The 20442-nt window shown below is 71.2% G+C and carries 12 protein-coding genes and 1 pseudogene; 4 read left to right on the forward strand and 9 right to left on the reverse strand.

Annotated features, from left to right (window positions below):
* Positions 1-311 precede the first annotated feature (311 nt).
* Positions 312-3035 carry an ATP-binding protein gene (locus ABD743_RS19260; RefSeq protein ID WP_344723496.1) on the forward strand — a complete coding sequence of 908 codons (2724 nt, stop codon included), beginning with the start codon at positions 312-314 and terminating at the stop codon, positions 3033-3035.
* 29 nt (positions 3036-3064) lie between these two features.
* Here the strand turns inward: ABD743_RS19260 and ABD743_RS19265 are convergent.
* The 6 genes and pseudogenes from ABD743_RS19265 to ABD743_RS19290 form a co-directional block, all read right to left on the reverse strand.
* Positions 3065-3890, reverse strand: a pseudogene (locus tag ABD743_RS19265) (LLM class F420-dependent oxidoreductase).
* Positions 3891-4061: 171 nt separating this feature from the next.
* Positions 4062-6188: an amylo-alpha-1,6-glucosidase gene (locus ABD743_RS19270; protein WP_344723497.1), complete on the reverse strand. Its 2127-nt coding sequence runs from the start codon at positions 6186-6188 to the stop codon at positions 4062-4064.
* A complete protein-coding gene (locus ABD743_RS19275) occupies positions 6185-7339 on the reverse strand; it encodes a glycosyltransferase (protein ID WP_344723498.1) in 1155 nt (384 codons plus the stop codon). Before ABD743_RS19275 ends, ABD743_RS19270 begins: the two co-directional genes overlap by 4 nt.
* Before the next feature lie 299 nt (positions 7340-7638).
* Positions 7639-9309, reverse strand: coding sequence for a DHA2 family efflux MFS transporter permease subunit (locus ABD743_RS19280; protein ID WP_344723499.1), 1671 nt, complete (start codon positions 9307-9309; stop codon positions 7639-7641).
* Between the two features lie 56 nt (positions 9310-9365).
* Positions 9366-10658: an MFS transporter gene (locus tag ABD743_RS19285; RefSeq protein WP_344723500.1), complete on the reverse strand. Its 1293-nt coding sequence runs from the start codon at positions 10656-10658 to the stop codon at positions 9366-9368.
* A 285-nt stretch (positions 10659-10943) separates the two neighbouring features.
* Entirely contained in the window at positions 10944-11069 is a 126-nt protein-coding gene (locus ABD743_RS19290) for a hypothetical protein (RefSeq protein ID WP_344723501.1), read from the reverse strand.
* A gap of 47 nt (positions 11070-11116) precedes the next feature.
* On the opposite strand from ABD743_RS19290, the gene pdxR reads away from it, so the two are divergent.
* Positions 11117-12712: a MocR-like pyridoxine biosynthesis transcription factor PdxR gene (gene pdxR, locus ABD743_RS19295; RefSeq protein ID WP_344723502.1), complete on the forward strand. Its 1596-nt coding sequence runs from the start codon at positions 11117-11119 to the stop codon at positions 12710-12712.
* Positions 12713-12756: 44 nt separating this feature from the next.
* On the opposite strand, the gene ABD743_RS19300 is transcribed toward pdxR, so the two are convergent.
* Positions 12757-13512: an SDR family NAD(P)-dependent oxidoreductase gene (locus ABD743_RS19300; RefSeq protein ID WP_344723503.1), complete on the reverse strand. Its 756-nt coding sequence runs from the start codon at positions 13510-13512 to the stop codon at positions 12757-12759.
* Between the two features lie 131 nt (positions 13513-13643).
* Here ABD743_RS19300 and ABD743_RS19305 point away from each other — a divergent pair, with 131 nt between their 5' ends.
* Complete coding sequence (locus tag ABD743_RS19305; protein WP_344723504.1) at positions 13644-14078, forward strand: Rrf2 family transcriptional regulator; 435 nt, start codon at positions 13644-13646, stop codon at positions 14076-14078.
* A 76-nt stretch (positions 14079-14154) separates the two neighbouring features.
* Complete coding sequence (locus ABD743_RS19310) at positions 14155-16755, forward strand: glycosyl hydrolase (protein WP_344723505.1); 2601 nt, start codon at positions 14155-14157, stop codon at positions 16753-16755.
* Here the strand turns inward: ABD743_RS19310 and ABD743_RS19315 are convergent, their stop codons facing one another.
* Together ABD743_RS19315 and ABD743_RS19320 are read right to left on the reverse strand one after the other, a co-directional pair.
* Positions 16756-17541, reverse strand: a complete 786-nt coding sequence (locus ABD743_RS19315; RefSeq protein WP_344723506.1) for a nucleotidyltransferase domain-containing protein — start codon at positions 17539-17541, stop codon at positions 16756-16758.
* 57 nt (positions 17542-17598) lie between these two features.
* Complete coding sequence (locus ABD743_RS19320) at positions 17599-20427, reverse strand: alpha-L-rhamnosidase (protein WP_344723507.1); 2829 nt, start codon at positions 20425-20427, stop codon at positions 17599-17601.
* Between the last annotated feature and the right edge of the window lie 15 nt (positions 20428-20442).

The raw sequence follows: 20442 nt of genomic DNA on the forward strand, positions 1-20442 counted from the left end.
TTCTTCGAAACGAAAGCTGCCACGTGTCGCATAACCATGATCTGGTGCATTGCGGCAGGCGGGACCCCCGGGACCCCCGTGGCACCCCCCGGATCGACATACCTTCTGATCCCGGGGCGTCTTTTTGCTCACCCAGGATCGAAGGTCTTTCCGGCGAGTACGACCGGATTGTTCGAGTTGTCTGCCCGAAGATTTCTCGCACCCCCCGGACAAGTGGTGAGTGCTACCACAGGGCCCGGTTTCGACCAGGTGGCGTACGGATACTTTCTGGGTGACTTCACGAGGATTTGTGCTGGTGGCGGTGTAGCCAGGTGTTACGCGGTCGGCGCAGTGAGTGCGAGATTCTTGATCGGCTGCTCGGAGCGGTCGGAGCAGGTGAGAGCCGGGCACTGGTGGTGCGGGGCGAGTCGGGCGTGGGAAAGACGGCGCTGCTGGAGTACCTGGTCGGACGAACACCGGGGCGAGTGGTGCGGGCCGCGGGTATCCAGTCGGAAATGGAGCTGGCTTTCGCGGGTCTGCACCAGTTGTGTGCGCCGATGTTGGGTCGGGCGGAATCTCTCCCGGGCCATCAGTGCGACGCTCTGCGCACGGCGCTCGGCCTCCGTGACGGACCTGCTCCGGATCGTCTTCTGGTCGGCCTCGCGGTACTGGGCTTGTTCGCCGAGGTCGCCCGGGAACAGCCGCTGGTGTGCGTGGTCGATGACGCGCAATGGCTCGATCGCGCATCCGCTCAGACGTTGGCCTTCGTCGCGCGCCGGCTGGGGGCCGAGTCGGTGGGGATGGTCCTCGCGGCAAGGACGCCGGGCGAGATCCCCGACCTGACCGAGCCGGCGGAACTGACGGAACTGACGGATCTGCCGGGTCTGGACCTGGCCGGGTTGCCGGACGAGGACGCGCGGGCGCTGCTGCGCTCCGCGTTGCGTGGGCCGATGGACGAGCAGGTCGTCGACCGGATCGTCGCCGAGACCCGAGGCAACCCGCTGGCGCTGCTGGAGCTGCCTCATGGGTCGACGCCTGCCGAGTTGGTGGGCGAGTCCGGGATGGGGGCGGCGCGGGCTCTTCCGGGACGTATCGAGGAGAGCTACCTGCAGCGAGTTGCGCTGCTCCCGGCCGCGACACGGAAGCTGTTGCTGATGGCCGCGGCGGAACCGCTCGGCGATCCGGTGCTGGTGTGGCGCGCAGCCGAGCGTCTCGGGATCGGGGCCGAGTCGGCGAGCCCGGCAGCCGCCGTCGGGTTGCTCGAGATCGGCGCCCAGGTGCGGTTCCGCCATCCGCTCGTGCGCTCCGCGGTGTATCGGGCAGCCGCGCCCGAGGAGCGACGAACCGCGCACCGGGTGCTGGCGGACGTCACCGACGCCGAGACTGATCCCGATCGCCGCGCCTGGCACCGGGCCCAGGCGGCGCCGCGGCCTGACGAGGACGTCGCGGCCGAGCTCGTGCGCTCGGCGGACCGGGCACGAGCGCGCGGCGGCCCGGCCGCGGCCGCTGCGTTCCTGGAACGAGCCGCCGAGCTGACCCTCGAGCCGGCACGCCGGGCGGAACGCGCGCTGGCCGCGGCGCACGACAAGCACCATGCTGCTCTGCCGGACGCGGCTCTGGGACTGATCTCACTCGCCGAGGCGGGCCCGCTGGACGAGCTTGCGTCCGCCCGCGCGAGCCTGCTCCGCGCCCAGATCGCTTTTGCCGTGAACCGCCGCGGGCCTGGCGCGCCCGCGCTGCTGCTCACGGCCGCCGAGCAGCTCGAGCCACTCGATCTGCGGTTGGCCCGCGGAACCTGCCTGGAGGCGCTGTCCGCAGCGATGTTCGCCGGTGGCGGGGGCGTTCGAGAGGTGGCCGAGGCGGCCCGCTCCATGCCCCGGCCTTCGCCACCCGAGCACGCCGCGGATCTTTTCCTCGAAGGCCTGGCGGTGCGGTTCACCGACGGGCACGGCGCGGCGATGCCGATCGTCGAACGCGCGTTGGCCGCCTTCCGGAGCCCCGATCTGTCTGACGAGGTGGGGCTGCGCTGGTTCTGGTTCGCCTGCCGCACGGCGCGGGACCTGTGGGATCACGAGACCTGGGATGTGCTCGCCACCCGCCACGTTCGGCTCGCCCGGGAGGCCGGCGCGCTCACCGCGCTCCCGCTGGCCTTGTCCATGTGCATCGCCGTGCACACGTTCGCAGGTGAGTTCGCTGCGGCCTCGTCACTGCTCGACGAGGCCGAGGCGGTCACGGCGGTGACCGGGTGTCATCTCGACGGTGCCCTGTTGCTCGCTGCCTGGCAGGGCCATGAGGCCGCCGTTCATCAGCGCATCGTGGCCATGGGCGACGCGCACCCGGGCGACGAGACTGCGGGTCTGACCGTCGGCGTGTGGGCGAAGATGGTGATCTACAACGGTCAGGGCCGCTATGAGGCCGCCATGGCTGCGGCCTCGCACGCCGAAGAGCATCTCTCGGAGGAGGGCATGTCGGCGTGGGGGGTGCTGATCGAGCTCGTCGAGGCAGCCGACCGCGCCGGGGCTCCCGTGCGTGCTTCCGATGCTCTCCGACGGCTCACGGAGACCACCCGTTCCTGTGGCACCGAGTGGGCTCTCGGGATCGAGGCTCGCTCGCGAGCGTTGGTGACCGAGCATGACTCCGCCGAGCGTCACTACCGCGAGGCGATCGAGCGGCTCGGCCGCACCCGCATCCGCGGAGAGCTCGCGCGCGCCCACCTGCTCTACGGCGAATGGCTGCGTCGTGACCATCGCCGTGTGGATGCGCGCGAGCAGTTGAGCACTGCCTACGAGGCGTTCACGGCGATGGGCGCCGAGGCGTTCGCCGAACGCGCCGCGCGTGAGCTGCGGGCCATCGGCGAACCCGTCCCGGGACGCGCGTTCGACACCACCGCTCAACTCACCACCCAGGAAACCCAGATCGCCCGTCTCGTCTGCGAGGACCTCACGAACTCCCAGATCGCCGCCCGGCTCTTCCTCAGCCCGCGCACCGTCGAGTGGCATCTGACGAAGATCTTCGGGAAGCTCAACATCAGCTCACGCAAGCAGTTGCGCGGCTGACTTCGGGTGCCGACCGCCGTGGCGGCGATCTACCGGTACTGCTGCGTGGTCGCGACGATGGCATCGAGTGCTGTGAGTGCGTGGTCCGCGGGCAGGGTCGGCAGATGCAGCACGATCTGGTCCGCTCCCTGCCGCACGTACTCCTCGATCACCGGCAGGTTGTCGGGGGAGACCGCGTACGCCACGAGGGGGGTGCCCGCCGCGTACCGATCGCGTAGCGCGAACTGTGCCTCGACCTGGGACGGGTCCAGGACGGAGTTCGGCATCCACGCGTCACCAATCGCTGCGGCCCTGCGCACCGCGGGGGTGCTCTCACCACCCACGTAGACGGGCACGTGCGCCTGCACAGGCTTGGGCCAGGAGAAGATCGGGTCGAAGTCGAGGTAGGTGCCGTGGAACTCGGCCTCGTCCTGGGTCCAGATCGCCTCGAGCGCACGCAGGTGCTCGTCGAGCCGGGCACCGCGGGTACGAGGGTCGACGCCGTGGTTGCGCATCTGCTCGGTGATCCAGCCCGTCCCGACACCGAACACGAACCGCCCGCCGCACAGGTGGTCCACCGTCGCGACCTGCTTGGCGGTGTAGAAGACGTCCCGCTGTGCAGGCAGCACGACGCCGGTGCCGATGGTCAGCGACGACGTGACCACCGCGGCCGCGGACAACGCGGCGAATGCGTCCAACTCCCGGTAGAACTCCCGGGGCAGGTCTCCGCCACGGGAACGGTGATTCGCGGCTGGTCGGGATGTGGGAGTGGTCGCCGACGAACATCGAGTCGAACGAGCGCTCCTCCAGCGCTGTCGCCAGCGCTGTCGGGCTGATCGACTCGTCGGTGAGCATGCAGCCAACGCCGAACTTCACAGGAACTCCGTGCTTCGTGGGCAGGCGGTCGGGCCGGGCCGGGGTGGTCGGGTGGGCTGTGTGCCGGCCCGACACCGGCGATGCCGCCGGGCTCCGCACCCACTCTGACAGGGTAGGGGCGGCAGCCCCTGGCCACCCGCTCCACCCGATCAGGCCGACCGACCGGAGCGTTCAGCGCGCGACGATCCCGACGTGCAGCCCGACGGGGGTGCTGATCACCCTCGTGCCCTCGCCGTCATGGACGACGGAGAGCTCGCCACCGCCGAGCCGGATGCCGAGGGTCTCGAGGCGGGTCATCCCTCGAGGGAGCACGGGGTTGAGCGACACGGTCCCCGCCGGCACATCGGGGTCCAGGCCGAGGCACAGCGCGACGATCGCCAGCGGCACGCCGGCGGCCCAGGCTTGCGGCCGGCACGCCGTCGGGTAGGGCACCGGGAAGTCACCGGGCTCACGACGGTGGCCCCCGAACAGCTCGGGTAGCCGGTCGTCGAAGACCGCCAGCGCGTCGAGCAGGTCGCCGGCGAGCTGCATTGCAGGCTCGTCGAGCCCGTACCGGCGCAAACCCTCGCAGGCGATCACCGTGTCGTGCGGCCAGACCGAGCCGACGTGGTAGGAGATCGGGTTGAAGCCCGCCATCTCGTCGGAGAGCGTGCGCAGACCCCATCCGCCGGCCATCGCCGGGCTCACCAGGTGCGCAGCGACCTGCTCGGCCTCCTCCTGCGACGGCACCCCGCACCACAGCAGGTGAGCCATGTTCGAGCTGATCGCGTCGACGTGCCGCTTGTCGCCGTCCAGGGCGAACGCGAACGAGCCCGGCGCACCGTCGGACCCCGGCCGCCAGTACCGCCGCCGGATCAGCTCACGCAGGTCGGCTGCCTCAGCCGTCAGGTCCGCGGCCTCGGCGGGGTGGCCGAGGCGGGCCAGCACCGCGGCGAGTTCCAGCCGGGCCCGGTAGGCGTAGCCCTGTACCTCGACGAGCGCGATCGGGGGCCGGGCCAGCCGGCCGTCGGCGAACTGCACGCCGTTCTCCGAGTCCTTCCAGCCCTGGTTGGCCAACGATCGTGGGCCGGCGGGGCTGTACTCGACCAGCCCGTCGCCGTCAGGGTCCCCAGGGCCGCGAAGCCAGCCGAGTGCTGCCCGGGCGGCCGGCAGCAGCTTTTCGAGCGCTTCCCGCGGAGCACCCCAGCGCATCGCCTGCCCCAGAACGATCAGGAACAGGGGGGTGGAGTCGACGCTGCCGAAGTACGGCTTCGCTCCGCCGGTCGTGCCTTCCCCCAGCCACGGCCGGTCACCGAAGCGCACCTCGTGCAGGATCTTGCCCGGTTGCTCCTCGTTGCCCGGGTCGTCGACGCGCCCCTGCCGGTCGGCCAGCGCTGTCACGGCGTCGAGCATCAGTTCCGGCCGGAAGGCACGGGCTTGGTAGCTGGAGATCAGTATGTCGCGGCCGAACAACGCGACGAACCAGGGAATCCCGGCGGCGAGCAGCCGTCGCGAGCTGTCCTGGTCGTCGGGGATGCTCAGGGCGTCGAGATCGACGATCGACTGTCGGCACCCCCTGGCCAGTTGTTCTGGTCGGCTGTGGACCACTGGGTCCGGTCGCGCTGCGACGCCGGCGCGAGGCGGCAGCGTGGCGCGGTCCTCATTGCCCGCACCGCGCCATGCCTGCACCGCGACCCGCAGCACCCACGGCCGATCCCGGTGCAGGACCACGTCCCACTCCGCGTCGCCCCCGCTCACGAGATCGGGTACCGGTTCCAGGAACACCGACGTCGAGCGCGTTGTCCCGACAGCTTCGAAGCTCAGGTCGCCCGGCGATCGCTGCACCGCGACGCCGCGCGAGGGCACACCGGGATCGCCGGCGAGCCGGCGCACCTCGAAGATGTCGGCGAAGTCGGAGCCCATCCGGATCGACAGCCGCAGCCGCACGGGTTCGAGCGTCCAGCACCGCAGCGTGAGCGTCTCCACCATCCCCCCTGCCGAGACCCGGCGCAGCCGCTCGCACTCCACGGGCGCGTCCGGCAGACGGTCGCGCAGCGTTGCGTAGCTACGGAACCGGGCCACCGCGGGGCTCATGAGCCCGGACCCCAGATGACGCAACGGTTCCGAATCCACCGACACCTGCAGCAGGGAAAGGTGACGGGTGTCGTCGCTGATCAGACCGAACGGACCGGGGCCGATGTCGCCGCGCTCATCGGAGATCGCGAAGGTCAGCCCGGCGATTGCGGTAATGGTCCCGGGCCCGGCGAGCACGCCCTGCGGCGGCCCTTCGTCCTGTTCTGCTGCGGGGTCCGTGGTCATTTCGGAGCCTGCGCCGGAGTGAGTCCGGCCGGGATCGCGCCCTTGCGGACGTGGGCAGGGCCGGAAGGAACGGCGGCCGGCCGAAAGACCATCGGAGCTACACCAGCAGCGGTCAGTCCGGCGGGGAGCGAGGGGATCATGGCCTCCAGCATCGGGGCGTAGCCGCGAACCAGCGCGGCGCTGGAGAAATGCGCCGCGACGTGACGGCGACAGGCCGTCCGGTCGATCTCGTCGAGCCGGTCGATCAGCGGGCCGAGTTCCGCGGCGGTCCTGCGGACGAAGCCGGTCACCCCGTCACGCACGATTTCGCGGACGGCGCCGCGGTCGGTCGCGAGCACCGGCGCGCCACATGCCATGGCCTCGACGAGCACCATGCCGAACGGTTCACGCCACGAGATCGGGAACAGCAACGCAGATGCCCGGGAGAGGAACTCGTAGGTCGCCTCCCGGCCGAGCTCGCCGAGGAACACCACGTCCTTTCCGAGATGCGGTGCAACCTCGCGATCGAAATACGCCTGTTCCGCCGGTTCACGGCACTTGGCGGCGATCAGTAGCGGTCGACCGGCGTCGCGCGCCAGCACGATCGCCTCGGCGACACCCTTCTCGGGGGCCATCCGGCCGAGGAAGGCCAGGTACGGCTCCGGGGCGGCCCCGAACGGCACCGCATCGACGTCGATCGCGTTGTGACACACGCCGGCGAAGGGCAGGTGCGGCGCTGCCAGCCGCTGGGAGCGGCTGATGGCAGCGAGTCGCAGATGCGGCGCACGGGCCGCAAGCCCGTCGTAGATGCCGAGCAGCTCTCCCTCGAGCGAGCCGTGCACCACATGCATCGAAGGGACCGAACCCTGCGCGGAGAGCAACGCCCCCAGCGGCCCGGAGTGGTCGATCACCACGTCGACGCCGGTGAGCGCGTCCAGCGCGCCGAGAACGTGGCGCCACTCGTCGGTGGCCATCCCGATCTGCACAGGGAGATCGTCGAGCGGTTCGATCACGCGGACACCTTCGATCGCCGAACCGGGGGCAGCGCACAGCGTCACGTCGTGACCGGCCGCGGCCAGCCCCGCCGCTTGTACAGCGACCACCCGCTCGATACCGCCATAGGCCGGCGGCGGAATGGGGATCCATGGTGGGGCCACTAGCCCAATGCGCACGATACTTCTTCCGTTTGACGACGGATCGCAGCAACCCGCCGGCCCGCAGGTGCGGTGACGGGGAACGTTCTGGCGATCGATCGGGCTCTACACGTTCTGATACGGCCAGCGCGAGGTCGTGGCCAAGAGCGCCCGACCGGCCCGAAAAGCCGTTCACGTCGAGGGGCGCCTGAGAGTTGTGCTCGTCCAGTGGGCGGTGCGGCAGCACCTGTGGTCAACCCTCATCCCTCAAAGGAGACCAAGATCTCCGCATCGGCGGCCGTGGCCTCCCGATGTCGGGTCCCGGTTCGAGTCGGGTGTCACAGCGCAGCGGGTGCTTGCGCCGCGGCCTCGGCGGCCGGCGGGCGGATCAGGTGCCGCGGCCGGGCGAATGCCAGCACGGCGATGAGCCCGATCAGCAGCATCGCAGCGGGCAGCATCAGCGATTGCGCCATCGCCGTGGCGTACCCGGCGTGCAGCGCCTCGGGCAGCTGTCCGATCCCGACCTCCGGGCTGCCGCCGCCGGGTGCTGCCGGGAGGTTCGCCTCGAGCCTCGACTCGATCAGCGCCGCGATGCCGGCGCTGCCCAGCACCGCCCCGACCTGACGGGTGGTGCTGTAGATCCCGGCACCGCCGCCGGCGTCCGCGGGAGGGAGGTTCCGCATCGCCGTCGTGGCGATCGGGCCCCACACGAACCCGTTGGCCACGCCCAGCAGCGCGACCGGCAGCAAGAGCTGCCAGATCGGCGTGGCCGACCCGATGACGGCCGCGAGCCACAGCAGCGCTGCGGAGAAGGAGACGATCCCGAACCCGGCGATCCAGCTCGGGTGGACGCGGTCGGTCCACCGGCCCACGAACGGCGCGAGAGCGCCGGAGACGATCGCCATCGGCACCAGCAGCAGTGCCGAACCCGTGGGGCTGAGCCCGAGCACACCCTGGGCGTAGAAGATGATCGGGAACTGCATCGCGGTGATCGCGATGGCCACCGGGACGATCGCGATGTTGGCCAGGCTGAAGTTCCGGTCGCGGAACAGCGCCAGCGACACCAGCGGCTCACAGCGGTTGTGCGCCTGCCACACCAGGAAACCCCCCATGACGACCAGGCCGGCGATGATCAGCGACCACACCGAGATCGGACCGGTGATCGTTCCCCATTCGTAGGTCTGCCCTTCTTGGATCCCGAATACCAGCAGGAACATGCCGACGGCGCTGAGCGCCACTCCGAGCAGGTCGAAGCGGTGGACATGAGTGGTCAGCTCGGGAACCAGCCGGGCCGCGAGCACGAAACCGACGACACCGACCGGCACGTTGACGATGAAGATCCACTCCCAGCCGAGGCCGTCGATGAGCACTCCGCCCAGGATCGGCCCGACGAGCGTGGCCACCCCGGCGGTGGTGCCCCAGAGGCTCATCGCCTTGCCCCGGCTCTCGGCGGGCAACAGCCGCGTGACCACTGCCGACGTCTGGGGGGTCATCAGCGATGCGCCGAGGCCCTGAACGACCCGCGCCACGATGAGCTCGCCGATGCTGCTGGCCAGCCCGCACCACAGTGACGCCAGCGTGAACACCGCGAGCCCGGCGAGGTAGACACGGCGGGGGCCGAACCGGTCACCGAGCCTGCCGGTGATCAGCAGCGGCACCGCATAGGCCAGCAGATAGGCGCTCGTGACCCAGACCACCGAGTCCACGTCGGCACCCTGGTCGGCCATGATCGCGGGAACTGCGACCGAGACGATCGTCGAGTCAACGAGGATCATGAAGAACCCCAGCACCAGCGCCCAGAGTGCTGGCCACGGGTTGGCGGGCACCTCTCGATCACTCCCGGGCGCGGGGGCCGAGGTCGAGCCGGAGTCCGCGGCGGGTTCGGTGTGATCGTGCCCGGCCTGAATCAACCGGGGAATCTGCTGCCGCTGCCCGATCACGCCGGGTGCGTCGGCAAGGACCACTCTCCAGCCCCGACCGGACAGAGCATTCTTGTCGGTGGTCGCCATGAATACTCCTGAGAATGATGATTGCCGGTTCGGTTGCTGAGGAAATTGCGCTCTCGTTACGCGGCGCTCGTGGTCGGCCGGTTCTCGGGCAGTCCGGCCGGGGCCGGAGCGGTGCCTGTCCGAGATGTCGCCGCTCGTGACTCGCCGCGGTTCACCGAGATCCTGTCCACGGCCCAGATCAGGAGTGCCACAGTGCTGAGGCCCGCGCCGAGAACGCAGACGGCGGTCCAGCCCCATGCGCTGTAGGCGACGGTCGCCGCGATCGCGCCCAGGCCGGTGCCGATGGCGTAATAGACCATGTTGCTGCCGATGAGGCGGCTGCTGGAATTGGGGTCGATCTCCACGATCAACTGCTGGTTGGTGACGTGGATGGCCTGTCCCGCCAGGTCGATGACGACGATTCCGACGATCAGCAGGATCAGAGAGGTCGGAAGCCAGGCGATCAGTGCCCAGGAAGCGAGGAACAGAACGAGGGAGACACCGGTGACCCACTGGGCCAGCCCACGGTCGGCCAAGGTGCCCGCACGTGCAGCCCCGATCGCTCCTGCGGCACCGACGAGGCCGAACAGGCCCACCTCGGTGGTGGACAGGTTCAACGGGGCCGCCGTCAGCGGCAGCGCTATCGAGCCCCAGAGGGCGCCGAACCCGGCGAACATGAACAGCGTGATCAGGCTGCGGACGCGGAACACGCGCTCGTGAACCGTCAGCGTGACGACCGATGTGATCAAGCGGCGGTACGAGACGGCGCTCCTGGTGGTTTCCGGCGGCAGCTTGCGGGCCAGGACGAGCGCGACTGCGAGCATGAGAAGCGCCGAGACCACGTAGACCGAGCGCCAGCCGAGGGCATCGGCGAGCAGCCCGGACACGGTACGGGCGAGCAGGATGCCGATGACGACACCACTTGTCACGATGCCGAGCACGCGGCCCCGCGACTCGGGACTGCTCAGTACGGCTGCGTAGGCGATGATGACCTGCTGCACGACGGACGCCACTCCGACGACGCCGCTGGCGATGAGGAACATCAGCGGTTGCGGTGACACCGCCACGCCGACCAGGGCCGCCGCAGCGATCACGCACCCCGCCACGATGAGGACCCGCCGGTTGATCAGGTCGCCGAGCGGCACGATCAGGATCAGGCCCAGGAGGTAGCCGACCTGGGTCACGGTCGTGACCAGCCCGAGTCCCGCGGGCCCGACTCCGAGGTCGCGCCCGATCTGGTCCAGCAGGGGTTGGGCGTAGTAGATGTTGGCCACCGCCACCCCGCTGGCGACGGCCAGCAGGACCGCGAGCTTGCTGCTGATTCCGGGCGGCGGTTCGCCGACTGTTTCCTGTGCGGTGCGTGAACTCATGGATCTCTCCCTTGTGACTGGGGTGGCCGGAATGAACAGGTCGACGGCCGGTGACGTGGCGGAAAATGAGCAGGGTCGAGCCGAGGATGTATTGGTTCGAACCTCGGAATTACCGAAAAGACAGCTGTGCGCGGCCGGTTCCCACGGCCCGGGCACGACGGCGGCGGATCGCTCGCCGCAGGTGGGTGGAGGCTCAGTGCGCCTGTGCCGGGGTGTAGTGGCCCGGTACGTTCCGTGCCGTCACGCTCACGCGGTTGACGGCGTTGATCACCGTGATGACGCCGATCAGGTGGGCCAGTTCGGTCTCCGTGCGGCGGTGTCGAGGCGGATCAGGGCCTTGAAGACGTCGGGTGCCGGCGTGGCTAGATCGATTCTCGGATCCTTTTCCGGAAGGCGTTCGTTCGTCGTCATGGCTCCCACGCTAAGCGGTCAGTGGGGCACGGGTATGGTGCATTTACATGGCAGGGAAGCGGGCCAATTTACCCAGGGACAAGGGGTCTTCCGAGGGCCTCGGAGCCGACCTGTACCTGGACCATCTCGACCTGCACGGCGGCCACGGCCTGCGGGCCTCCCTCATGGATGCCCTGCGTGAGGCCGTCCGTACGGGACGCCTCGCCCCCGGCGCCCGGCTGCCCTCGTCCCGCACTCTCGCCACTGACCTGTCCATCGCCCGCAACACCGTCGCCGATGCCTACGCCGAGCTGGTCGCAGAGGGTTGGCTCACCTCGCAGCAGGGTTCGGGCACCCGCGTCGCCCAGCGTGCCGAACCCCGTAGCGCACCGGCGAGTGGCACGGAACGCATCGTGCACCAGCGGCCCTCGCCGATCCGGACGGCGGGCGCCACCTACAGCCTGCTGCCCGGCAACCCTGACCTCGCGAGCTTCCCGCGTGCACAGTGGCTGTCGGCGGCCCGGCGCGCTCTGACGGCCGCGCCGCACGAGGCGTTCGGCTACAGCGACCCGAGGGGTCGCATCGAACTGCGCACCGCCCTCGCCGACTACCTGGCCCGAGCACGCGGTGTGTACGCCAACCCCGAGCGCATGCTGATCTGCGCGGGCTTCGTACACGGGCTGCGCTTGATCGGCGGGGTGCTGAGCGCGCGCCGTGTACGAACCGTCGCCATCGAGGCGTACGGCGTCCCCCAGTACCAGGACCTGCTGACCGAAGCGGGGTTGCGCACCCACCCCCTCCTCCTCGACGAGGACGGCACGCGCACGGAGGAGCTCCCTCTCCAGCGTGCGGGCGCCGTCCTGCTGACGCCGGCGCACCAGTACCCCATCGGAGGGGCCCTGCGCGCCGATCGGCGGGCCGCCGCGGTCGATTGGGCGCGTGCCACGGGCGGACTGGTCCTGGAGGACGACTACGACGGCGAGTTCCGCTACGACCGTCAGCCCGTCGGTGCGCTGCAGGGGCTCGATCCCGAGCGGGTCGTGTACTTCGGCACGGCGAGCAAGTCGCTCGCGCCGGGGCTGCGCATCGGCTGGATCGTGCTGCCCAGGTCGGTGTCGCACGAGGCGGTCGAGGCCAAGGGGCACGTGGACTGGGCTCCCGGCGCTCTCGACCAGCTGACGCTCGCGGAGTTCATCACGTCCGGGGATTACGACCGGCACGTGCGGGCGATGCGGCTGCGCTACCGGCGCCGCCGAGATCAGCTGGTCGCGGCCATCGCGGAGCACGCGCCCGGCATCAGCGTGTCGGGTATCGCGGCGGGGCTGCACGCCGTCGTCGAACTCCCGCCGGGCACCGAGCAGTCCGTGGTCTCCGCGGCAGCCGCGCAGGGTCTCGCTGTGGAGGGTCTCGGGTCCTTCGCGCTCCGGTCGACCGGGGGGCGAGAGTCGGCACGGGACGGGGCCGCAGCACCGGCGTCGGACGGGGACGCGGAGTCGGGCGGTGAGCCCGTACGGCGCGGGGACGCGCTGGTCGTGGGCTATGCCACCCCGTCGGACAGCGCCTGGTCGGGCGCGCTGGACGCGCTGTGCCGGGTGCTGCCCCGAACGGAGCCCGCGGTGCGGCCGAAGGCGGCCCGCATCTCGCAGGAGGCGGACCGCCCTTAGAGCGGGGCGATTCCTACGGCGCGCACCCCGAGCCGGGCTCCGGTTCAGGCGTTGTAGCCGCCGTGGGCGTCCAGCACCGCGCCCGTGACGTACGACGCCTCGGGGCTCGCCAGGAAGGCGATCGCCGCGGCGATTTCCTCGGGCCGGCCCATACGCTGCAGGGACAGCGAGCTGAGCATGACGTTGAGGGTCTCGGCATCCGGCGGCTCCATTCCGCTCTCCATCAATCCGGCTTCCACGACGTTGGCCGTGATGTTCCGGCGCCCGAGGTCCCGCGCGACGCCCAGGGTGTACCTCTCGATCCCCGACTTGGTCGCCGAGTAGTCGGCAAGGCCCGGCACGCCGACCCGGGTGCCCAGTCCCGAACTCACCGTGACGATCCGGCCGCCCGTGCGAAGCACGCGGGAGGCGGCTCGGATGGTGGCGATCACGCCGAGGTAGTTGGTGGCGTGCATCCGGTCCAGTGCAGCAGTGTCGACATCCGGGTCGTCCACCGTGCGGCCCTGCTCCGGCGAGATCGCCGCGTTGTTGACGAGGATGTCCAGGCTGCCGAAGTAGGCGACCACGTTGTCGATCAGCACCTGCGCCTGGCTCATGTCCGCCTGGTCGGACTTGAAGGCAACGGCCTTCGCGCCCGTGCCGCGCGCCTCGTCGACGACGGCCTGCGCCTTCTTCTCGGAGCTGACATAGGTGAACGCGACGTCGGCGCCCCGCTCGGCCAGCAGCCGTACGGTCGCGGCTCCCAGCCCGCGGGACCCCCCGGTGACCAGGGCGACCTTGCCCGTGAGCGGCTTGTTCATTTCTTCCCACCTCGCTGATCGAGCTTCCCTGGCCGTCGTAACGCTAGTTGTTACGACGATCGATAGCAACAGCTTCTGTTACAACTGCGCCCGGTCGTAACATGGATCGTTGCGGCGGAGAGAGAGGGTCCATGAGCGCCAACAGCAGGTTGACCATCGCCGCCCACGCTCTGGCCTGGATCGGCCTCTACCAGCGCCAGGGCCATGAGGTCGCCACGTCCGAACAGATCGCGACCAGCGCGAACACCAATCCCGTGGTGATCAGGCGGCTGCTCGGCGAGCTGCGCAGGGCCGGGCTCGTGGAGTCCCGACGGGGCGTGGGCGCAGGCTGGGTGCTGGCGCGCGGGCTGGAGTCGATGACCCTGCTGGACGTGTACGAGGCGGTGGAACCCGGCCCGCTGTTCGCGATGCACCGCGCCACCCCGGACCAGGGGTGCGTGGTGGGTCACGGCATCCAGCCGGTGATGCAGGGCATCTACGAGGGCATCGAGGAGGCCCTGAGGCGCGAGTTGGCAGGCGTCACGCTGGAGGACGTCGTCCGGGACGTCCTCGCGGTGCCTCGCTAGCTCCGTCGATCGAGCCTGCCACGCGCAGTGTGACCTTGATACGTTTCACACACGCTGATCAAGGGAGCCCGCGACGATGACGTCTGCCGAGCCGACCGCCCGGACGCTGCGAGAGGGCTTCGCCGCCCCGCCGCCCGACAGCCGCGTGATGATGCGCTGGTGGTGGTTCGGCCCCTTCGTCGAGGAGGCCGAGCTCGCGCGCGAGTTGGAGGTCATGGCAGCCGCAGGAATCGGCGGCGTCGAGGTCTGCTCGACGTACCCGTTGTCGACGTCCGAGGCGGACCGGGCCACGGGCGGCTTCCTTTCTGCGCGGTTCCTGTCCCGGCTGCGGTTCGCCGCCGAGACGGCCTCCCGGCTCGGCCTGCGCTTCGACGTCACGATCGGCAGCGGGTGGTCGTTCGGCGGCCCGCACATCACCGACGAGACGGCCGCGCGGCAGCTGCGCTGGGACATGCGCGAGGTACCGCCGCGCGCCGCCCGGCTCCCCGTCGCGCAGGCCTGGCCCGGTGACCAGTTCGTCGCCACGTACGTCGGCGACGGTTCTCTGCAGGAGCCGCCCGTGCGGTGGCGGCAGCTGCCGGTCCGGGACGGCGCCGTCGAGATTCCGGACGGCTCCGGGCCGCGCGTCGTCCTTCTCGCTCTGTCGAGCCCGACCGGCCAGAACGTCAAGCGGGCGGCCGTCGGCGCGGAGGGGCCGGTGCTCGACCACCTGAGCCGCACGGCGACCGAGACGCACCTGCGCGCCGTCGCCGATCCGATCCTCGCCGCGGTCCCGAGCGAGCTCGTCACCGCGGTGTTCTGCGACAGCCTCGAGGTGTACGGCGCGGACTGGACGCCTCTGCTGCCGGAGGAGTTCCGCGCCCGCCGGGGCTACGACCTCCTGTCCGAGCTACCGCTCCTGCACACCCGCGGCGAGGGTTCGGAGCGGGTCCGCGCCGACGTCGCGACGACGCTCGGGGAGCTCTACGAGGAGAACTTCGTCGCCGTGGTGCGGGAGTGGGCGCAGCGGCACGACGTCCTGTTCCGCATCCAGAGCTACGGCCAGCCGCCCGGCACGCTGAGCGCGTACCGGCACGCGGACCTGCCCGAGGGGGAGGGCTGGGGGTGGCGGTCGGTCACGCAGACGAAGTGGGCCACGTCGGCGGCACACCTGTACCAGCGGCCGGTCGTCTCGTCGGAGACCTGGACCTGGGTGCACTCACCGTCGCTGGCCGCCACGCCGCTCGATCTGGTCGGCGAGGCCCACGAGCACCTGCTCCTGGGCGTCAACCAGCTCATCGGGCACGGCTGGCCGTACTCGCCGCCCGGCACGCAGCCGCCCGGCTGGATCTTCTACGCGGCCGGTGCCCTCAGCGACGTGAACCCGTGGTGGCCCGCCATGCCCGCACTCGCGGGCTACCTGCACCGCCTGAGCTGGCTGCTGCGGCAGGGCCACCCGGTCGTCGACGTCGCGCTCTACGCGCCGAGCCGCGACGCCGCGCTGCGCTTCGAACCCGGCACGCGGGGCTACCTCGACCTGTGGCGCGCCACCCGTGCGCACATCGGCGATGCGCTTCCCGCGGCGTTGCGCGAGGCCGGGTACGACTACGACCTCGTCGACGACATCGCGCTGCGGGAGACCGACTGGAGCCGGTACCGCGTCGTCGTCCTGCCGTACGTCCGGGACCTGCCGGTGGAGACGGCGCGGCTGCTCGAGAAGCACACCGCGGCGGGGGGTGCCGTCGTCACCGTGGGCGGCGCCGTCGAGAGGGACGGCTGGGTCGCCGTGGACGACGTCGATGCGCTACGGCCTGCGCTCGCCGCGGTCGTGCCTCCGGACGCCCCGACCAGCCCTGCGACGCCGGACGTCGGTGTCGTGCACCGCCGTGCCGGGGAGGTCGACGTCTATCTCGTCGTGAACACCGGTCCGCACCCGCAGTCCTTCGTGCTGCGCACCCGCGACGACGCCGTGGCGGTCGAGCGGTGGGACGCGCGTACCGGGCGGGCCCACCGGGTGGATGTCGTCGACGGCGGGGTGCCGCTCGACCTGCAGCCCTACGAGGCCGCAGTCATCGTCGCGCTCCCTGCGCCCGACCAGAACGTCCTGGCCGCACCGCCGGACGGCGATGCGGACGCCGTCGAGCTCACCGGGCCGTGGACCGTCGTGTACGCCGACGCTCCCCAGGATCGGGCAGACGTGGTGCTGCCGCACCGCTGGGAGGACGACCCCGGGCGGGCCGACTACTCGGGTGGCGCCTCCTACGAGACGACCGTGATCGTCGACGGCGACGGTCCCGGCGGGCGCGTGCTGCTCGATCTCGGTCCGGTGAGAGCCGAGGCACGCGACGTCCCGGGCGAGCCGGCGCTGCGCGGAGCGTCGTACCGGGCGGAAGTCGCTGCACCGGTGGGCGAGGTCGCCCAGGTGATCGTGAACGACGTCGACTGCGGCTGGGCGTGGGCGCCGCCCTACGTCGTCGACGTCACCGACGCGCTGCGCGCAGGCGAGAACACCGTCGTCGTGCGTGTCTTCGGCACCGGGCTCGGCGCGCTGCGGACCAACACCGAGCTCGCCGCCACCGTCGCCGCGGTGAACTCCATCGACGGCAAGCGGTTCACGATGCAGGACCTGGAGCTCGCACAGCGGCCGGCGACGTCGGGGCTACGGGCGGTGCCGACGCTGCGGTTCGGGCAGCGGTAGTCAGGAGAACTCTGGCGGCGGGGTGCCGGTCAGCCACGCGAGCTCGTTGTCGCGGACGAACACCGACAGCGTCTCCGCGGCCGGCAACGGCCAGGGGTGGAAGGCCTCCAGGGCCGCCAGCAGCGCCGCCCCGGCGTCCGGTGTGGGATCGGTCAGCACACGGGACATGAGGTCGAGGTAGTCCTTCGGGAGCCGGTCGAGCGTCCGGAGGGTCTCCTCGAGGTACTTCGGTCCCCGGAACAGCACGCGGTGCTGCGCCAGCAGGGCGCGGCCCGCGGCCGTCACCAGATGGACGGCGGCGTGGTGGCGGAGGAAGTCGTTGCCGAGTTTCGCGCCCTGGGGCAGGAAGTACTCCCCGTACAGCCGGGCCTGGGCGATGAACGAGGCCACCCGCGTCTCCCACGCGCCGTCGGGCACGACGGGGACGCGCGCGACGAGATCATCGAGGTCGTCGCTGCAGGACCAGGCCACGCGGGCCCCGGCGAAGGACGCCCGCACCGGGTCGTCACCGCGCTCGGCCGCCACCGCCAGGTAGTGCTCCGTCGCGACCTTCACGTCGACGTACCCGCCCGGATACGTGGCGACGTCCCGCCGGACGTAGCTCAGCCGGTTCCGTTCGCCCGCGCGGGCGAACGCCTCGTCGGTGGCGACGAGGTACACGTCGAGGTCGGAGTCAGCGCGTTCGGTACCCCGGGCGACCGACCCCACGACGACGACGCCCACGGCGTCCGGCTCGCCGCGGACGTCGGCGACGAACGCCGCGAGCGTCTCCTCGTGGTGGCGCATCCTCAGGCCTCGACGAGGCGCCGGGGCCTGCGGTGGACAGGGGCCGGATGGAACGTTTCATCCCGCACTGCGGGCCCGGGTCACGCCGGCCAGGGCCTCGGCGACCTCGGTCTGGACGACGGGCGGGATCCGGCGCATGACGTCGACGAGCCGGCTGCCGCGCACCCACCGGGTGGTGTCGCGGAACTCGCGCGCCTGCTCCTCGTCGTACTCGCGCAGCGTGCCCATGACGGCCGCGTACGCCGCCGGGTCGTCGACGATGTCGGCGAGCTCGGAGTCGAGCGAGACCGCGCCGTCGGGTGCGGTCCGGCCGTTCAGGGCGACCGTCCAGGAGTGCGATCCCGAGCCGACGACCAGCGGGTCCGACCCGTCGGGCAGGTGCACGATGGCGGTGGTGCCGGCCGGCACCACCGCGGTCACGACGACGCCTCCCGCGGTTCGCTCCCAGCCGGCGGCCGCCCGCCCGTACGGGGTCTCGTGCGCGACCCGGGCGAAGTCGAGCCCGGCGATCGGATGTGGCGCGATCCGCAGCTCCCGGTACCCGGGCGCGGCGGGTGCCAGGCCGGCGACGGTGCGGTGCATCCAGTCGGCGATCGCGCCGAACGCGTAGTGGTTGAACGACGTCATCTGGCCCGGGTTGATCGAACCGTCCTCGAGCATGCTGTCCCAGCGCTCCCACACCGTGGTCGCCCCCATCGTCACGGGGTAGAGCCACGAGGGGTTCTCGGTCTGCAGCAGCAGGCGACCGGCGACGTCGACGTGCCCCGTGCTCGTCAGCGCGTCACAGACGATCGGGGTGCCGACGAAACCGGTGGCCACCCGGTACCCGGCCGCGCGGACCAGATCGGCGAGCCGGTCTCCCATCTGCTCGCGCATCTGCGGGTCGGTGGCGATGCCGTACTCGAGGGCCATCGCGTACGCGGTCTGGGTGTCCGAGAGCATCCGTCCGGCGCCCGTGACGTACTCGCGCAGGAAGGCGGCGCGCACTTCCTCAGCGATGTGCCGGTAACGCTCGGCGTCCTCGGTGTGGCCGAGGAGCGCCGCGGTGCGGGCGAGGATGTCGGTGGAGCGGAAGACGTGGGCGCTCGCGACGATGTCGGGGTCGGTCTTCGCCTCTCCCGGCCGCTGGGGCGGCGCCGCCGGGTCGAGCCAGTCGCCGAACTGGAACTTCCCTTCCCAGAGCCGGCGGTCGCCCGCGAGCCCGAGGATCGTCTCCACCCACGAGCGCATGCTCGGGTACTGGTCGACGAGCACCTGCCGGTCGCCGTAGCGCTCGTGGAGCACCGCCGGGACCACCGTGGCGGCGTCTCCCCAGGCGGCCGCGGGGATGGGCCTGCCGAGGACGTGCGGCACGACGAACGGCACGATGCCGCCCGCCGCTTCCTGCTCGAGTGCGAGGTCCTGCAGCCAGCTCGCCAGGAAGCCGTTGCAGTCGAAGAGGTCGGTGGCGGTCGGCGCGAAGACCTGGATGTCGCCGGTCCAGCCGAGCCGCTCGTCGCGCTGCGGGCAGTCGGTGGGGACGTGCAGGAAGTTGCCGCGCATCCCCCAGACGATGTTCTCGTGCAGCTGCTGCAGCTGCTCGTGCGAGCACTCGAACTCGCCGGCGCGGCGCATGTCGCTACTCACGGCGACGGCGACGACGTCGGACGGGTCGAGCTCGCCGGGCCAGCCGTCGACCTGCGCGTAGCGGAACCCGTGGAACGTCGACCACGGCTCCCACGTCTCCTCGCCCGTACCGGCGAGTGTGAACGTGTCGGTGGCCGCGGCCGCGCGCAGCGGTCGCGTGCCGAGCTCACCGTTCTCGAGGACCTCGGCGTGCTTCAGCGTGATCGTGATTCCGGCCTCGCCGCGGGCAGTGATGCGCAGCCAACCGACGAGGTTCTGACCGAAGTCGAGCACCGTCTTGCCGCTCGGTGTCGTGACGACCTCCCGGACCGGGAGCTCGGCGACGCGGCGGGCGCCCGGAGAGCGGCGCGCCTGCGGCACCGGGCAGTCCCCGTCGACCCGCACCGGCGACCAGGCGCGGTCGTCGAAGCCGGGGCTCGACCAGCCCGCGGGCTCGAGCCGCGCGTCGAAGCGTTCGCCGAGATAGATCCCGCTGCGCGTCGTCGGGCCGTCGCCGCTCGCCCGCCAGCCCTCGCCGCTGGCGATCGTCTCGCTCGTGCCGTCGGTGTAGTCCAGGATGATCTGCACCGCGATCGCGGGCTGCTCGCCGTAGACGCGCGCGGCGGCGTCCCGGAAGCCGAAGCGCTCCGTCCACCAGCCGCCCGCCAGGCGGACGCCGACGGCGTTCTCCCCGTCGACGAGGAGGTCGGTGACGTCGGTCGTCTCGTGAACGAGGCGCCACTGGTACGCGGTCCAGCCCGGCTTCAGCACCTCGTCGTCGACGTCGCGCCCGTTGACCGCGACCTGGTAGACGCCGTGCGCGGTCGCGAAGAGGCGTGCCCGCCGTACCGGGCGGTCGACGGTGAAGGCGTGCCGCACGAGCACCGGCTGCGCCGGCTGCTGCGGGTCGGCGAGTCCGACCATCCGCGCGCTCCACTGCCCGTCGGCGAGGAAGCCCGCGACGACGGGCTGTGGCTCGCTCCACGCGGAGGTCCCACCGTCGGCGCCGGTGACCCGCACCCGGACGGCGACCTCGTCGCCGGCTGCCAGCGGTTCGAAGGGCCAGCCGACGAGCACCGAGTCGGGGCTGTCGAGCTGGGCGGTCGTCGCGTCCCCGCCACCGGTGGGCGTGAGCTCCACCTCGGCGGACGCCTGCCGCCAGTCCGGCACGTCGGTCTCGACCACCCAGGACAGGCGCGGCGTCGGTGTGGGGACCGTGCTGCGGTCGGTGGCGTGCTCGGCGGTGGTGCGGATGACGCGGGTCGACGGCGCAGCGGTCACGGACGTCCTTCCTGG

It is taken from the genome of Pseudonocardia yunnanensis (assembly GCF_039534065.1).
Taxonomy (GTDB): Bacteria; Actinomycetota; Actinomycetes; order Mycobacteriales; family Pseudonocardiaceae; genus Pseudonocardia; species Pseudonocardia yunnanensis.

Bases quoted from the DNA above. Each gene is read 5' to 3' on its own strand.
- ABD743_RS19315 (WP_344723506.1), bottom strand. From the start codon at position 17,541: ATGCGCCACCACGAGGAGACGCTCGCGGCGTTCGTCGCCGACGTCCGC.
- ABD743_RS19280 (WP_344723499.1), bottom strand. From the start codon at position 9,309: ATGGCGACCACCGACAAGAATGCTCTGTCCGGTCGGGGCTGGAGAGTG.
- pdxR (WP_344723502.1), top strand. From the start codon at position 11,117: ATGGCAGGGAAGCGGGCCAATTTACCCAGGGACAAGGGGTCTTCCGAG.
- ABD743_RS19290 (WP_344723501.1), bottom strand. From the start codon at position 11,069: ATGACGACGAACGAACGCCTTCCGGAAAAGGATCCGAGAATCGATCTA.
- ABD743_RS19270 (WP_344723497.1), bottom strand. From the start codon at position 6,188: ATGACCACGGACCCCGCAGCAGAACAGGACGAAGGGCCGCCGCAGGGC.
- ABD743_RS19300 (WP_344723503.1), bottom strand. From the start codon at position 13,512: ATGAACAAGCCGCTCACGGGCAAGGTCGCCCTGGTCACCGGGGGGTCC.
- ABD743_RS19310 (WP_344723505.1), top strand. From the start codon at position 14,155: ATGACGTCTGCCGAGCCGACCGCCCGGACGCTGCGAGAGGGCTTCGCC.
- ABD743_RS19285 (WP_344723500.1), bottom strand. From the start codon at position 10,658: ATGAGTTCACGCACCGCACAGGAAACAGTCGGCGAACCGCCGCCCGGA.
- ABD743_RS19305 (WP_344723504.1), top strand. From the start codon at position 13,644: ATGAGCGCCAACAGCAGGTTGACCATCGCCGCCCACGCTCTGGCCTGG.